This is a genomic window from Martelella sp. FLE1502, assembly GCF_053484255.1.
This window is the reverse complement of sequence record NZ_JBAKFQ010000028.1, coordinates 1-16,358: the sequence shown is the minus strand read 5'-3', so window position 1 is coordinate 16,358 and position 16,358 is coordinate 1. Positions and strand designations below refer to the sequence as shown.

Annotated in this window: 12 protein-coding genes; 7 read left to right on the top strand and 5 right to left on the bottom strand. The window is 62.3% G+C overall.

The window, feature by feature from the left end; genetic code table 11:
- Positions 1–2 precede the first annotated feature (2 nt).
- The 4 genes from V6767_RS18900 to V6767_RS18885 all read right to left on the bottom strand — a co-directional run bounded on the left by V6767_RS18900 (position 3) and on the right by V6767_RS18885 (position 4,195).
- Positions 3–278 (bottom strand): hypothetical protein, encoded by a 276-nt coding sequence (locus V6767_RS18900; protein WP_448474876.1) that lies wholly within the window; start codon positions 276–278, stop codon positions 3–5.
- An 808-nt stretch (positions 279–1,086) separates the two neighbouring features.
- On the bottom strand, positions 1,087–2,079 hold the full coding sequence (locus V6767_RS18895) for an MDR family oxidoreductase (protein WP_448474875.1): 993 nt from the start codon (positions 2,077–2,079) through the stop codon (positions 1,087–1,089).
- A gap of 69 nt (positions 2,080–2,148) precedes the next feature.
- Positions 2,149–3,072, bottom strand: a complete 924-nt coding sequence (locus V6767_RS18890) for a pseudouridine-5'-phosphate glycosidase (RefSeq protein ID WP_448474874.1) — start codon at positions 3,070–3,072, stop codon at positions 2,149–2,151.
- Positions 3,065–4,195, bottom strand: a complete 1,131-nt coding sequence (locus V6767_RS18885; protein WP_448474873.1) for a carbohydrate kinase — start codon at positions 4,193–4,195, stop codon at positions 3,065–3,067. Before V6767_RS18885 ends, V6767_RS18890 begins: the two co-directional genes overlap by 8 nt.
- Before the next feature lie 233 nt (positions 4,196–4,428).
- Between V6767_RS18885 and V6767_RS18880 the strand changes: the two genes are divergently transcribed.
- The 5 genes from V6767_RS18880 to V6767_RS18860 all read left to right on the top strand — a co-directional run bounded on the left by V6767_RS18880 (position 4,429) and on the right by V6767_RS18860 (position 9,874).
- The gene (locus V6767_RS18880; RefSeq protein ID WP_448428374.1) at positions 4,429–5,643 is read left to right on the top strand and encodes an NADP-dependent isocitrate dehydrogenase; all 1,215 of its coding nucleotides are present in this window, start codon (positions 4,429–4,431) and stop codon (positions 5,641–5,643) included.
- A gap of 243 nt (positions 5,644–5,886) precedes the next feature.
- The gene (locus tag V6767_RS18875) at positions 5,887–6,900 is read left to right on the top strand and encodes a GAF domain-containing protein (RefSeq protein WP_448474872.1); all 1,014 of its coding nucleotides are present in this window, start codon (positions 5,887–5,889) and stop codon (positions 6,898–6,900) included.
- 209 nt (positions 6,901–7,109) lie between these two features.
- The gene (gene adh, locus V6767_RS18870) at positions 7,110–8,621 is read left to right on the top strand and encodes an aldehyde dehydrogenase (RefSeq protein ID WP_448474913.1); all 1,512 of its coding nucleotides are present in this window, start codon (positions 7,110–7,112) and stop codon (positions 8,619–8,621) included.
- Between the two features lie 77 nt (positions 8,622–8,698).
- Positions 8,699–9,133 carry a DUF779 domain-containing protein gene (locus tag V6767_RS18865; protein WP_448474871.1) on the top strand — a complete coding sequence of 145 codons (435 nt, stop codon included), beginning with the start codon at positions 8,699–8,701 and terminating at the stop codon, positions 9,131–9,133.
- 123 nt (positions 9,134–9,256) lie between these two features.
- Complete coding sequence (locus V6767_RS18860; protein WP_448474912.1) at positions 9,257–9,874, top strand: glutathione S-transferase family protein; 618 nt, start codon at positions 9,257–9,259, stop codon at positions 9,872–9,874.
- Between the two features lie 28 nt (positions 9,875–9,902).
- Here the strand turns inward: V6767_RS18860 and metH are convergent, their stop codons facing one another.
- Positions 9,903–13,673, bottom strand: coding sequence for a methionine synthase (gene metH / locus V6767_RS18855; protein WP_448474870.1), 3,771 nt, complete (start codon positions 13,671–13,673; stop codon positions 9,903–9,905).
- 262 nt (positions 13,674–13,935) lie between these two features.
- Here metH and V6767_RS18850 point away from each other — a divergent pair, with 262 nt between their 5' ends.
- Together V6767_RS18850 and argC are read left to right on the top strand one after the other, a co-directional pair.
- A complete protein-coding gene (locus V6767_RS18850; protein ID WP_448474869.1) occupies positions 13,936–15,192 on the top strand; it encodes an AGE family epimerase/isomerase in 1,257 nt (418 codons plus the stop codon).
- A gap of 94 nt (positions 15,193–15,286) precedes the next feature.
- The gene (gene argC, locus V6767_RS18845) at positions 15,287–16,213 is read left to right on the top strand and encodes an N-acetyl-gamma-glutamyl-phosphate reductase (RefSeq protein ID WP_448474868.1); all 927 of its coding nucleotides are present in this window, start codon (positions 15,287–15,289) and stop codon (positions 16,211–16,213) included.
- Positions 16,214–16,358 lie beyond the last annotated feature (145 nt).

The following is a 16,358-nucleotide window of genomic DNA, read 5'->3' as shown; positions in this document are numbered from 1 at the left end:
CATCAACCTCGCTGCAGCGTTTCCAGGTTCGGGTCGAAGGCGGCGGCCTTTCGCCAGGCGAGCGTGTCGGCAACGCGTCGGGACGCGTTCGGGACCATGCCGGACAGGTCGTAATCCGGAACACTACCGAAGACATCGAGAGCCTGACCCAGCATTTCCAAATGCCGATCGGAGACACGGATGAAGGCGTCGATAACGCTTTCGCTTACCGCTGGGTTCACAACCGGCGCCATCATTATCGCCACCGTCTTTTTGCCGAACACGGAAAGAACGCTCAAACCAACTTTCCTTCCCAAACGTGCACGCCCGAGAACCGGCGAATTGCTATCCCACGCTGCCGATCCGCATGACCTGCAGCCAGATCGAGAGCGGCCAATACAGACATTCCGAGTATTGACCGTGTGAAAAATGTTTAGTTGGACATGGTTAATTATCGGTTACGGAAGCATAATTGCGGAAGCTTCCATTCATGGCCGTTGGCAACGCCGAGGAACACGCAAAGATGCAATGCGCTGGAGAAGCGCCTCGTCGAACTGGCCACTGAAAAATCGAAACCGTTGAGATCACGATAGCCGTGCGAGGGTAGCAGTGCATCGGAGCGATATTTCGAGCTTTCAGGCCACCCGCGAAAAATGGCCTCAGGCCATCACGTCACCACAGCCCCCCCCGCAAAGCTGCTCTCGTCGCAACCTTGCCGAAGCCGTACCCAAGGGGTGCGCAGTCACGACTTCTACGCTGTCATGAAGCTTAACGCACCCTGTAGAAATGCATTTTCTATATAAATACAATGACTTAAACCTGACACACTATGAAATTTCGTTAACGACCTCACAGTTCACTTTAAGTGATTCAACAGCGTCAATGTCAGCAGCGCCGACAAAGCTCTATAGCAAAATATCGCCTACCCTTTCCACCGAGTTCCAATGTCCGAAATCCGGGTGTGACAAGCTATAGACATCAACCTTATTGCTCAGTTGCATGTCGGCAGAACCCCATTTTATCCAGCCGAAAGCGCCAGGCTTGCTGGCTTGCAATCTTTGCCTGACAGGAACGTGACCAATGGAGCTGCGGCAATGCACGGCGGCGCTAAGCCACCTTCACGATCAGCCGTCCGCGCACCTTGCCGGCCAGAATGTCTTCGGCGGCCTGGGGCAGGCCCTGGAGATCGATTTCGCCGGCGGTGACGAGGTCGATGTGCTCCGGCGTCAGATTGTTCTGCAACAGCCGCCATGCGGCCTCGCGGCGCTTTGGCGGCGCGAACACGGAATCGACGCCGATCAGCGTGACCGCGCGCAGGATATGCGGCATCACGGTTGCGGGAAGATCGGGCCCGCCGGCAAGGCCGCAGGCGGCCACCGCGCCGTCGCGCACCGTCTGCGCCAGAACATTGGCGAGCGTGGTCGAGCCGACGCTGTCGACGGCGCCCATCCAGCGCTCCTCCTGCAACGGCCTGCCGGCTTCCGAAAGTGTCTTGCGGTCGATGAAGTCCCTCGCGCCGAGCCGGCGGAGATAGTCGTGGGTTTCCGGCCGGCCTGTGGAGGCGGTCACGTGAAAACCGAGCGCTGAAAGCAGCGCCACCGCATAGGAGCCGACGCCGCCGGCCGCCCCCGTGACCAGCACGCTGCCGCCATTTTCTGAAAGATTGCCCCAGGCGAGAAGCTGGTTGACGCAGAGCGCCGCCGTGACGCCCGCCGTGCCGATCGCCATTGCCTGACGCTGGTCGAAGCCGTCCGGCTGCTTCATCAGCCATTCCGGCTTCAGCCGCTGATAGGCCGAGAAAGCCCCCCACTCGGTCTCCGACAGACCGGAGCCGGTGGCGATCACGCGGTCGCCGGGCTGAAACGAATCGCTCGCCGATTCGACCACCGTGCCGGCGATATCGATGCCCGGCACCATAGGAAAGCGCCGCGCGATCCGCCCCTTGCCCGTGACCGCAAGCCCGTCCTTGTAGTTCAGGCTGGAATAATCGACCCGCACCAGCACCGGCAGATCGGGCAGGTCGTCGCGGGTCAGTTCCGTCGGCACGGCGGCGGGATGGTCCTTGTCGCGGATCAACAGCGCGGGAAAGGTCTCGGTCATCGCGGTCTCCTCGGGTTCTGCGATTTTGCACCGGAGAGTAACGAGGCCCGCGCGAAACGCAATCCGCCTTCAGGCGAGCGCAGCAACCCGTGCCACCGCGATCCGCGCAGCGAGCGCGGCGTTGTTCTTTACCAGCGCGATGTTGGCCTTCAGGCTGCGGCCTTCCGACAGCACGTTAATCCGTGCCAGCAGGAAGGGTGTCAGTTCCTTGCGGGCAATGCCCCGCTCATCGGCCTCGCGAACCGCATCGTCGATGGTGCCGTCGATGAATTCCGGCGTCAGCGCATCGGCTTCCGGCACCGGATTGGCGATCAGCATGCCGGTTCCGGTGGAGAGCCCGTCATGGGCGATCATGGCGGCGGCGATCTCCTCGGCGCTATACAGCCGATGGTCGGCCTTGTGGCCGCTGGAGCGGGTGAAGAAAGCCGGGAAGTCATCGCTGCGATAGGCGATCACCGGCACGCGCTGGGTTTCCAGATATTCCAGCGTCTTGGGAATATCGAGGATCGACTTCACACCGGCGCAGATCACCGTCACCGGCGTGCGGCCGAGCTCGGTCAGATCGGCGGAGATATCGAAAGTCTGCTCCGCGCCGCGATGCACGCCGCCGACGCCGCCGGTGGCGAAGATCGGGATGCCGGCCAGTTCGGCGATCTTCATGGTCGCGGAAACCGTGGTGCCCGCCGTCTGGCGCTTGACGATCGCCACCGCGAGATCGCGGCCGGACGCCTTGACCACGCCGTCCTCGACCTTCGCCAGCCGCTCGATGACGTCGCGGTCGAGACCGGCATGCAGCCTGCCGTCGATCACGGCGATGGTCGCCGGCACCGCGCCGTTTTCGCGCACCACGGCTTCAACGCCGAGCGCGGTTTCGAGGTTGGCGGGATAGGGCATGCCATGGGTGATGATGGTGGATTCCAGCGCCACGACGGGTTTGCCCTGTGCCAGCGCTTCCTTGACCTCCGTGCCGAGTATGATTTCGATGTCAGACACGTGCTTCTCCTTGGATTGGTGCGAGGCGATGAAGATTGGCCTCGACAAAGTGTGGGGACATTTGCGGATGGACGCTCGCGGCGCTCTCGGTTGTCAGCGCCGCGATCAACGCACCGCGCCGCACGGCCTCGTGCAGCGCGCCGCTGTGCAGGTAATGATGCAGGGTTCCGGCAATCATCGCATCGCCGGCCCCGGTCATATCGACGGGCCGGGCTTCGACCACCGGGACGAGATTCACCCCGTCGCCATTGGCAACCACCGCGCCGCGCGCGCCGGACGTCAAGATGACCGCGGACGCACCGGCTTCGATCAGTGCTTTCGCAGCCTTCTCCATACCATTGATATCTTTGGAATAAGTTGATCCAAGATAGGCGGAAGCCTCGTCCAGATTTAAAAACAGCAGGTCGACGCCGGAAAGGTCCCTCGGCAGCTTCATCACTTTCGGCGTCGACACCGCGTCGATCGCGAGTTCAAACCGTCCGGCGTGCCTCTGCTCGATCAGCGCGGCAAGGGTTGCCGCCGGCAGGTTGCAATCGGCGAAGACGAGCCTTGCGGCGGCAAGCGATGGCGCGGCGTTGGCGAGAAGCGCCGGCGTCATGCGGTCGAAGATCGCCATGTCGGCAATGCCATAGGCAAGGTCGCCGCCGGGCTCCAGAATGGCCGCATATTCCGCCGTCCGTTCATCGGGCAACTGAAAGAGATTGGCGACATCGATGCCGCGGGCGCCGAGATGCCGGGCGAGATCGCGCCCGCTTTCATCCGCGCCGACGGCAGAGACGAAGCTGACGCCGGCACCGAGCGCGGCCAGGTTTTCGGCGACATTGCGCGCCACGCCGCCAAAGCTGCGCATGCCCTCGACCGGATTGGAGGTGCCGGCGATCAGCGGCGCGCTGGCGAGGTATTTGCGGTCGATCACCGCCCCGCCGACAACGGCCACCCGCCCCTCTTGCGGCAGCAGATAGCCCCGCCCGAGAATATGACCCTTTTCGGTAAGCCGCACGACATGGGCTGCCACGGCGGAACGCGACAGGCCGAGCTGGTCGGCCATCTGCTGCTGACCGGCAAACGGGTTCTCCCGGATCAGCGCAAGCAGCGCCTGCTCGGCTTCGTTCAGATCGGACATGTCACCTTCCCTTGCTGCAGGAATGCGGGGCGCTTCATCGCGCGAAAGAGTCCCCATAACAATAGTTACATATATAACACTTGTTACTACGCCAATCCAGAGGCGGAGCCTGCCCATACGCACTTTTCGCAAAGTTTCGACGCGCCATGCCTTTTTTCCCCGCGACCGCAATGCTATAGCCCTCGGGAAACGTTAAAACACGGGCCTTCAGGCCCCGCAGACGAGGAAGAAGCATGACGAAGATCAAGGTGGCTAACCCGGTTGTCGATCTCGACGGCGATGAAATGACGCGCATCATCTGGCAGTTCATCAAGGACAAGCTGATCCTGCCCTATCTCGACCTGCCGATCGAATATTACGACCTGTCGGTCCAGAACCGCGATGCCACCGACGATCAGGTCACCGTCGATGCCGCCAACGCCATCAAGAAGCACGGCGTCGGCATCAAATGCGCGACCATCACGCCCGATGAAGCCCGCGTCGAGGAATTCGGCCTGAAGAAGATGTGGCGTTCGCCCAATGGCACGATCCGCAACATTCTCGGCGGCGTGATCTTCCGCGAGCCGATCATCATGCAGAACGTGCCGCGTCTGGTGCCGGGCTGGACCCAGCCGATCATCGTCGGCCGTCACGCCTTCGGCGACCAGTACCGCGCGACCGACTTCAAGTTCCCGGGCAAGGGCAAGCTTTCGATCAAGTTCGTCGGCGAGGACGGCAAGGAAATCGAGCACGAAGTGTTCGACGCCCCCTCCTCCGGTGTTGCCATGGCGATGTACAACCTCGACGATTCGATCCGCGACTTCGCCCGCGCCTCGCTGAACTACGCCCTGATGCGCGGCGTGCCCTGCTACCTCTCGACCAAGAACACCATCCTCAAGGCCTATGACGGCCGCTTCAAGGACCTGTTCCAGGAAGTCTATGAGAACGAGTTCAAGGCCGAATACGAAAAGAAGAAGATCTGGTACGAGCACCGCCTGATCGACGACATGGTCGCGGCCGCCCTGAAGTGGTCCGGCGGTTACGTCTGGGCCTGCAAGAACTATGACGGCGACGTTCAGTCCGACATCGTCGCCCAGGGCTTCGGCTCGCTCGGCCTGATGACCTCGGTTCTGATGACGCCGGATGGCAAGACAGTTGAAGCCGAAGCCGCCCACGGCACGGTGACCCGCCACTACCGCCAGCACCAGAAGGGCCAGGAGACCTCGACCAACTCGATCGCCTCGATCTTCGCCTGGACGCGCGGTCTCGCCCATCGCGGCAAGCTGGACGATAACCAGGACCTGATCCACTTTGCCGAAACGCTGGAAAAGGTCTGCGTCGACACCGTCGAAAGCGGCCACATGACCAAGGACCTGGCGCTCCTGATCGGCCCCGACCAGCCCTGGCTCTCCACCACCGCTTTCCTCGACAAGATCGACGAAAACCTCCAGAAGGCCATGGCCGCCTGAGGCCGACGCCTTTGCGATAATGACCGAAAACCCGGCCCTCGCGCCGGGTTTTTGCTTGCCAGACGGGGCGCTTCACCCGCGGGCCGGTGGCGGAAAACCCGCCGCTTCACCAAAGTCTGATATGCGTTCGCGCCGAAATTCCTTCACTCTCGCTTCATTTTGGATCACAATATCCGTCTAAACCGCCGAGGAGACCGGAAGCAGCACCGCAGTTGTGCGCGCCGTAAGCGGGAGGAGAGAGCGATGGCTTATATGCCAAGGCCGGCGGCAAGCCGTGCGCATGCCGACATTGTGACCGCGACGGCGCTGTCGGCCAACGGGCCGGCGCGCTCGCCCGTCGCCGCATCATGGTGGCGCTCGCTCGTTCAGCACGGGCTCGATCCGGCCAGCGCCAGAACGCGCCGCGCCGAGACGCTGTCCGAGCTGGAACTGCGGCAGCGGATCGAGAAATCCGACCTTCTGATGCATGTCGCCCGCGCTCGGCTCGACCATCTCTACAAATGCGTCTCGCTGTCTGCCTGCGGCGTTTTCCTGAGCGATGCCGATGGCGTGGTTCTCGACGCCCGCTGGCGCAGCGGCGACCAGTCGAGCTTTGAAAGCTGGGGCCTGCGGCCGGGCCGAAGCTGGTCGGAGTCCGCTGTCGGCACGAACGGCATCGGCACCTGCCTTGCGGAGGAACGGCCGCTCATAATTCATCGCGACGAGCATTTTCTCGACCGCAACATCGCCATGAGCTGCATCGACGCGCCGATTTACGGCGCGGACGGTGGGCTGATCGGCGCGCTCGACATTTCCTCGGCCCGCAGCGACCAGACCGCTTCCGCCAACCAGCTCATCGCCGCGCTCGTTCGCCAGGCGGCGCGGCAGATCGAGGCGGACTGCTTCCGCCACGACCATAGCGGTCAAAGAATCATTCTCGTGGATGATGACGATGACAGGGAATCCACCGGCGGCGATGCCGCTGCGCTTGTCGCCGTCGATGAGAACGACCTCGTGATCGGCGCAACCCGCGCTGCGCGGCTGGCGCTGGGCCTTGTGCCCGCGGGCCGGTTCTCCCCGGTTCCGGCTGACGACTTGCTGGCGAAAGGGGCTCCGGAGAACGGCCTCGCCTCGGCGGAACGCTCCGCCATCCTGAAGGCGCTCGCGCGCCGGCACGGCAATGCAAGTCGGGCCGCGGAGGATCTGGGCATCGGCCGCGCCACGCTCTATCGCCGCATGAAGCGCCTCGGCCTGCAATCGCGATTCGACCAGAACTAGCCGAATGCGACGCGGCTTCGGCCGCGCTCGTTCCGTTTCGTCGCAATCTCCTCACCAGATCGACATCTTTGGCGCGGAAAACTGTCTCAATTGCGAGACAGAGTCCGGTCTCTGCCGGTTTGCGACCGATGACAAACAACGATCACCGATCGAAACTGGCTCATCACCAAAGTTCAGCATGATTTCTGGGAGGAACTGTTATGAACGAGATGAGCAAACCCGAAGGGCTTCTGAAATCCCCCTTCAAGGACCGCTACGACAACTTCATCGGCGGTAAGTTCGTACCGCCGAAAAACGGTCGCTATTTCACCAATACCACGCCGATCACCGGGGCCGCGATCAACGAGATCGCCCGTTCCGACGCCGCCGATATCGAGCTGGCGCTGGATGCGGCCCACGCGGCCAAGGCGAAATGGGGTGCGACGGCACCGGCCGAACGCGCCCGCGCGCTGCTGAAGATCGCGGATGTGATCGAGGCCAACCTGGCCCTGATCGCCACCTGCGAGACCTGGGACAATGGCAAGCCGATCCGCGAGACGATGAATGCCGATATTCCGCTCGCAGCCGACCATTTCCGCTATTTCGCCTCCGCGCTGCGCGCCCAGGAAGGCACGATGAGCGAGATCGACGACGACACCGTCGCCTATCACTTCCACGAGCCGCTCGGCGTGGTCGGCCAGATCATTCCCTGGAACTTCCCGATCCTGATGGCGGCCTGGAAGCTGGCCCCGGCGATTGCCGCCGGCAATTGCGTGGTGCTGAAGCCCGCCGAGCAGACGCCCGCCTCGATCCTGGTGCTGGCGGAGCTGATCGCCGACATCCTGCCGCCCGGCGTGCTCAACATCGTCAACGGCTTCGGCCTTGAAGCCGGCAAGCCGCTGGCGCAGAGCCCGCGCATCTCCAAGATCGCGTTTACCGGCGAGACCACGACCGGCCGGCTGATCATGCAATATGCCACCGAAAACCTCATTCCGGTGACGCTGGAGCTTGGCGGCAAATCGCCCAACATCTTCTTCAAGGATGTTATGCGCGAGGATGACGGCTTCCTCGACAAGGCGGTCGAAGGCTTCGTGTTCTTCGCGCTCAACCAGGGCGAGGTCTGCACCTGCCCGTCCCGCGCGCTGATCCAGGAGGATATCTATGACGCCTTCATGGAAAAGGCGATTGCCCGCACCGAAGCGATCATCCAGGGAGACCCTCGGGCCGACAACACCATGATCGGCGCGCAGGCATCGAGCGAGCAGAAGGAGAAGATTCTGAGCTATTTCGATATCGGCCGCCAGGAAGGCGCGGAGGTTCTGCTGGGCGGCAAGGCGGCCGATCTCGGCGGCGAGCTTTCGGGCGGCTACTATATCGAGCCGACGATCCTGAAGGGACACAACAAGATGCGGGTGTTCCAGGAGGAAATCTTCGGGCCGGTCGTTTCCGTCACCACCTTCAAGGATGAGGCGGAAGCGCTGGAGATCGCCAACGACACGCTTTACGGCCTTGGCGCCGGCGTGTGGTCGCGCGATGCCAACACCTGCTACCGCTTCGGCCGCCACATTCAGGCCGGACGCGTCTGGGTCAACAACTACCACGCCTATCCGGCGCACGCGGCCTTTGGCGGCTACAAGCAGTCGGGCATCGGGCGCGAGACCCACAAGATGATGCTCGACCACTATCAGCAGACCAAGAACCTGCTGGTCAGCTACAGCACTGAAAAAGTCGGCTTCTTCTGAGGCCAGGGGAATCCTCCCAGGTGGCGGGCGGAGCTTCGGCTTCGCCCGTTCGCTTTCGGTTCAACAGGGAGACGGATATGGAAAAGCCTGACATCCACTGCGTCACCGATGCCGACCTGCCGGCGGGCGCCGAAAAAGGCAGCCGCGTAACCGCGACGCTTGCCGCGCGGGAGCTCATCCGCGAGATCAAGGACGACCACGGCGAGATCATGTTCCATCAGTCCGGCGGCTGCTGCGATGGCTCGTCACCGATGTGCTACCCCAAAGCCGAGTTTCACCTCGGCACCAGCGATGTCCTGCTTGGCGAAGTGGAAGGAGCGGAAGTCTGGATATCCGGCCCGCAATTTGCCGCCTGGAAGCACACCCAGTTGATCCTCGATGTGGTGCCCGGTCGCGGCGGCATGTTCAGCCTTGATAACGGCCGGGAAAAGCGGTTTCTGACCCGCTCGCGGGTTCTGAGTGACGACGAGCAGGCGGCACTGGGAGAGGCCGGCGGCAGGAGCGGCTCCTGACGCTGTACCGACGTCCGAGCCGAAGCTCGGCCAAGCTCCGCTTTGCCCGAGCGGCCGCTCATCATTTAGGTCTTGATTTTCCGCCACCACCCATATAGAACATAAAGAGAACATCAAGGGGGACTGATGAGCAAGATCACATTCTACACAAACCCGCTATCGCGCGCGCGGATCGCCCGCTGGATGCTGGAGGAGGTCGGGGCCGATTATGAGCCCCGCATCCTGACCTATAACGGCACGATGAAGGAACCGGCATATCTGGCCATCAACCCGATGGGCAAGGTGCCGGCGATTGTCCATGATGGCAATGTGGTGACGGAATGCGCGGCGATCTGCGCCTATCTCGCCGACGCCTTTCCGGAAGCCGGGCTTGCGCCGCCGCCTTCCGAGCGCGCTTCCTACTACCGCTGGCTGTTCTTCGCCGCAGGCCCGTTCGAAGCAGCCATCGTCAACAACAGTTTCGGCTTTGTCGTTCCGGCGGAACGGGAACGCTCGGTCGGCTACGGCAACTTCGAGCATATCATGGATACGCTCGACAAATTGCTGTCGGAAAATCGCTTCGTTGCCGGCGACAAGTTCACCGCCGCCGATGTCTATGTCGGCGCTCAGGTCGGCTGGGGCCTTCAATTCGGCACGATCGACAAGCGGGATTCGTTTGCGGCCTATGCCGAACGCATTGCCGCCCGCCCGGCCTTCATTCGCGCCAGCAAGCTGGATGACGAGGCTGCGGCAGCAGGCTGATCGCGCTGAAGAGAAATGACGCCGCCCGTCAGGCGGCGTCATCCACCGGCTTGGCGTCGGCCGGAATGTAGTTGAGGATCGGGGAGAGCCAGCGTTCGGTCTCCTCGATGCTCATGCCTTTGCGCTTCGCGTAGTCTTCCACCTGATCGCGCTCGACCTTGGCGACGCCGAAATAATAGCTGTCGGGATGGCCGATATAGATGCCGGAGACCGAAGAGCCCGGCCACATCGCATAGCTTTCCGTCAGTTCCACGCCGGTGGCGTTGGTAGCGTCAAGAAGATTGAAAAGCGTCTTCTTCTCGGTGTGGTCCGGCTGGGCCGGGTAGCCGGGCGCAGGCCGGATGCCGCCATAGCCTTCGCCAATCAGCTCGGCGTTCGAAAGCGCTTCATCCGGCGCGTAGCCCCAGTATTCCCGGCGCACCTGCTCATGCATGCATTCGGCGAAGGCCTCGGCGAAGCGGTCGGCGAGCGCCTTGACCATGATCGAGGAATAATCGTCATTGGCGCGTTCGAAGCGCTCGGCGATCGCGATTTCCTCAAAGCCCGCCGTGACCACGAAACCGCCGACATAGTCCTGCTTGCCGCTTGTCTCCGGTGCCACGAAATCGGACATCGCAACATTCGGGCGATCGCCGCGCTTGGAAAGCTGCTGGCGGAGCGTGAAGAAGGTGGCAAGCTCTTCCGTGCGGCCTTCATCCTTGTAGAGGCGGATATCGTCGCCGACGGCATTGGCCGGCCAGAAGCCGATCACGGCGCGCGGTCGGAACCACTTCTCGTCGATGATCTTCTTCAGCATCGCCTGAGCATCGTCAAACAGTTGACGCGCGGTTTCGCCCTGCTTCTCGTCCTTGAGGATATCGGGATAGCGGCCCTTCAGCTCCCAGGTCTGGAAGAACGGCGTCCAGTCGATATAACGCGCCAGCGTCTCGAGGTCGTAATCCTCGAAGGTCTTGGTGCCGAGGAAGGACGGCCGCGTCGGCTCGTAGGCGTTCCAGTCGATCTTGACCGCATTGGCGCGGGCGGCCGGCAGCGGCAGACGGTTCTTGGCGGCCTCGGCCTTGCGGTGGGCATCGGCGACCTTGGCGTATTCCGCGCGGATATTGCCAATATAGCCGTCGCGCGCCTCCGGCGTCAGCAGCGAGGAGACCACGCCGACGGCGCGGCTGGCGTCGGTCACATAGATCGCCTGGCCCTTCTCATAGGCAGGGTGGATCTTCACTGCCGTATGAACCCGGCTGGTCGTCGCGCCGCCGATCAAGAGCGGAATGTCAAAACCCTGCCGCTCCATTTCGGCGGCGACATGCACCATCTCGTCCAGCGAGGGCGTGATCAGGCCGGAAAGTCCGATGATGTCCGCCTTGTGCTCCTTGGCGGCGGCGAGGATCTTCTCCGACGGCACCATCACGCCGAGATCGATGATCTCGTAATTGTTGCAGGCGAGCACGACGCCGACGATGTTCTTGCCGATGTCATGGACGTCGCCCTTGACCGTCGCCATGATCACCTTGCCGGCGGACTGCCCCTCTTCGCCGCCGTTCTGGCGCTTTTCCTCCTCCATGTAAGGCAGCAGCACGGCCACGCCCTGCTTCATCACGCGGGCGGATTTCACCACCTGCGGCAGGAACATCTTGCCGGCGCCGAACAAGTCGCCGACGACATTCATGCCGGCCATCAGCGGCCCCTCGATCACGTGCAGCGGTCGCTCTGCGGCCTGCCGGGCTTCCTCGACATCGGCCTCGATATATTCGGTGATGCCGTTGACCAGCGCGTGTTCGAGCCGCTTTTCCACAGGCCAATCGCGCCAGGCGAGGTCCTGCTTGCGCTCCTCGGTCTTGCCCGAGCCCCGGAAACGCTCGGCGATATCGAGCAAACGCTCGGTCGCATCGGAACGGCGGTTCAGCACCACGTCCTCGCAGGCCTCGCGCAATTCCGGATCGATGCTCTCATAGACGATCAACTGGCCGGCATTGACGATGCCCATATCCATGCCCGCCTGGATGGCGTGGTAGAGGAACACGGCATGCATCGCCTGCCGCACCGGCTCGTTGCCGCGGAAGGAGAAGGAAAGGTTCGAAACCCCGCCGGAAATATGTGCGCCCGGCAGCGTTTCGCGGATGGTCTTCGTCGCCTCCAGAAAGTCGACGCCGTAATTGTCATGCTCCTCGATGCCGGTGGCAACGGCAAAGATATTCGGATCGAAAACAATATCTTCCGGCGGGAAACCAACCTTCTGCGTCAGGATATTATAGGCGCGCGTGCAGATCTCGACCTTGCGCTCATAGGTGTCCGCCTGGCCGGTCTCGTCGAAGGCCATCACCACGGTCGCCGCGCCATAATCGCGGATCAGCTGGGCCTTCTCGATGAACTGCTCCTCGCCTTCCTTCAGCGAGATCGAGTTCACCAGCGACTTGCCCTGCGCGCATTTCAGCCCGGCCTCGATGATCTCCCATTTCGAGGAGTCGATCATCAGCGGCACGCGGGCGATATCCGGCTCGGCGGCAATCAGGTTCAGGTACTCGACCATCGCCTTCTGCGAGTCGATCAGGCCCTCATCCATGTTGATGTCGATGATCTGCGCGCCGGCTTCCACCTGATCGCGCGCCACATCGAGGGCGGCGGCGTAATCGGCATTGGTGATCAGCTTGCGGAACTTGGCCGAGCCGGTGACATTGGTGCGCTCGCCGACATTGACGAAGGGAATGTCCTTGGTCAGCGTGAACGGCTCGAGGCCCGACAGCGACATGATCGCGCGATGCTCCGGCACTTCGCGCGGGGCGAATGCGGAAACCGTGTCGCGGATCTTCGAAATATGCTCCGGCGTGGAGCCGCAGCAGCCGCCGATGACGTTCACCAGCCCCTGCTCGGCAAACGGCCGGATCAGCGCCGCCATCTCGTCGGGGTCCTGATCATACTGGCCGAACTCATTGGGAAGACCGGCATTGGGATAGGCGCAGATGAAGGTGTCGGCGACGCCGGACAGTTCCTGCAGATGCGGCAGCATGGCATCCGCGCCCAAGGCACAGTTGAGTCCGATGGTGAAGGCATCGGCATGCGACAGCGAATTCCAGAACGCCGTCGGCGTCTGGCCGGAAAGCGTGCGACCGGAAAGATCGGTGATCGTGCCGGAAATCATAAGCGGCAGCGCGATGCCCTTTTCGCGGAAAGCCTGGCGGGCGGCAAACACGGCGGCCTTGGCGTTCAGCGTGTCGAAGATCGTCTCGATCAGGATCAGGTCGGAACCGCCATCGATCAACCCGTTGATCTGCTCGCGGTAAGCATCCTTCAATTGATCAAAGGAAACAGCGCGATAACCGGGATTGTTCACGTCCGGCGAGATCGAGGCCGTGCGGTTGGTGGGGCCGACGGCGCCGGCCACGAAACGGCGGCGGCCATCTTCCTTCTCGGCGCGGATCGCGGCGCGGCGGGCAACCCGCGCGCCATCCCGGTTCAGGTCGTAGACAATGTTTTCCATTTGGTAGTCGGCCTGGGCGATCCGCGTGCCAGAAAACGTGTTGGTCTCGATGATATCCGCGCCGGCCATGGCATAGGCGAAGTGGATATCCTCCACCGCCTTGGGCTGGGACAGGATCAGAAGGTCGTTATTGCCCTTCTGGTGACAGGCGCAGCCGATGAAGCGGTCGCCGCGGAAGTGGTCCTCGTCGAAACCCAGCCCCTGGATCTGCGTGCCCATGGCGCCGTCGAGAACCAGAATGCGCTCGCGCGCGGCCTTTTCCAGCGCGGCCCGGATTTCCTTGCCGTCGCGTTTGGGCGCTTCTTCCCCGAACAGGTCGTCAAACATCACTCATCTCCAGAATTTGAAGCTGCGAGATCACATAAAGATATCTTTATGTCAATATATAGCGGCCGAATTCGAGTCTTTCAGCGCGCGCCGCAGCTGTCACCTATGTGCTTCATTGTTTGCGCATGATCAAGGACGATGCAAATCAGAATTGTGATGATGGCCTGAGCGCGATATACCTTAATCAATCGACCCACGCCGCATTTTCCGGCGCATCCGCATAGCATGGCCGGCTCCGGCCGCACAAATTGGAGGATTTGCCATGAAGCCGAAGATCAACACGCTGGTTGCACCGCCGCGCTGGATCAAGAGGCCCTATCACCGCGAATGGCTGATGCAGCAGGCAAACAACCTCTTCGATTATTTCCAGTATCGCTCGGTCAACCCCAAGGGCGGCTTCTACGAATTCGACAAGCACGGCAAGCCGACGGGCGGCGACAATCCGGTGCGCGGCATCCACACCACCACGCGCATGGTCCACTGCATGGCGATCGGCCATCTTCTCGGCCGGCCCGGCTGCGACGACCTGATGGACCACGGCATGAACTACCTGTGGGAGCACCATCGCGACAAGAAGCATGGCGGCTATTTCTGGCAGGTCGACAATGACGGCCCGCGCGGCGAACCCACCAAGCAGGCCTATGGCCACGCCTTCGTGCTGCTGGCCGCCTCCTCCGCCAAATTCGCCGGCCATCCGCTGGCCGACGCCATGATCGCGGACGTGACCGAGGTGATCAACACCCGCTTCTGGGAAGAAAAACACGGCGCAGTCGCCGAGGAATTCGAGACCGACTGGACGCCGGTGCCCGGCTATCGTGGTCAGAACTGCAACATGCACATGACCGAGGCGCTGATGGAAGCCTATGAGGTGACCGGCGACGTCGAATACCTCACCAAGGCCAAGCGCATCGCCGAGCTGATCATCAAGAAGCATGCGACCGCGTGCGAATATCGCGTCGCCGAGCATTTCACCGAGGACTGGAAGGTCGATTACAATTATTCCGGCAACGAGATGTTCCGCCCCTCCGGCACCACGCCCGGCCACTGGCTGGAATGGACCCGCCTTCTGCTCCAGCTTTACACGCTCACCGGCCGCTCGCACGAGTGGATGCCGAAAGCGGCGCGCGAGCTGTTCGTCTCCGCCTTCAAGTTCGGCTGGGACTTCGAAAAGCGCGGCATGTTCTACACGCTAGACTGGAACAACCAGCCGAAGAACCGGGCGAAGCTGTGGTGGCCGCATGCCGAGGGCATCGGCGCCACCCACTTCCTCACCGCCCATTTCGGCGAGGACATGCACATGTATGCCTATCGCAAGCAGTGGAGCTTCATCGCCAACCACCTGCTCGACCACGAAAACGGCGGCTGGCATGAGGAACTGTCGGAAGACCTGGTGCCGCAGGCAACGCTGTTTCCCGGCAAGAGCGACATCTATCACGCCCTTCAGGCCTGCCTGATCCCGCTCTACCCCGCCGTCGGCAGCCTGCCGGAGATGATCTTCCGCGACGTCAAGCAGCCCTGACATCGTCATCTGAATGATTGCGGGACAGAATGATTGCGGGTCTGGCCGGCCCGCTCTATATAACGCTGCATAAATCCCATCGAAGGACGAGACCATGGCAGCGAAAATCTTCATCGACGGCGAACACGGAACCACCGGCCTGCAAATCCGCAGCCGCATGGAAAGCCGCCGCGATGTCGAAATGCTGTCGATCCCGCATGAGGAACGGCGCAATGCCGCCATGCGCGAGGATATGTTGAACAGCGCCGATATCGCGATCCTGTGCCTGCCGGATGACGCCTCGCGGGAGGCCGTCGCCATGCTTTCGGGAAACAACAAGGTGCGCGTTATCGACACCTCCACCGCCTACCGCACCGATCCCGACTGGGCCTATGGCTTTGCCGAGATGGACAAGGCGCAGGCCGAGCGCATCCGCGCCGCCCGCCATGTGGCAAACCCCGGCTGCTATCCGACCGGCGCGATCGGCCTGATCCGCCCGCTGAGGGCCGCCGGCATTCTGCCCGACAGCTACCCGGTCACGATCAACGCGGTCTCCGGCTATACCGGCGGCGGCAAGAACATGATCGCGCAGATGGAGGATGCGAGCCGCGACGACCATATCGACGCGCCGTATTTCCTCTACGGGCTCAGCCTCAAGCACAAGCACGTGCCGGAGATGACGACCCACGGTCTGCTGGCCCGCCCGCCGATCTTCTCCCCCTCCGTCGGCCGCTTCGCGCAGGGCATGCTGGTCCAGGTGCCGCTCTATCTGGAAGACCTCGAAGGCAGCCAGACGTCGGAAAGCATCCACGCGACGCTTGCCGAATACTACGCCGGCCAGGACATCGTGCAGGTCGTGCCGCTCGACAAGAGCGGCGCGCTTGCCCGCGTCAACGCCGAAGAACTCGCCGGCCAGGACATCATGAAGCTTTATGTCTTCGGCAGCAGCGATCACGTCAACCTGGTGGCCCAGCTCGACAATCTCGGCAAGGGCGCGTCGGGTGCTGCGGTGCAGAACATGGATCTGATGCTGTCGGCGTGAGGTTGCGGAGCCGCTTTGGCTTGATAGCGGGCAGCCGCGTTCCGCCTAACGACGTCCACCGAGCTCTCAGCCCACAATCTCCCCCCTTGAGGGCAGGGGAATCGCGTATGGCTTTTAAGCTATTGAATATTTGACGCAAATCGAT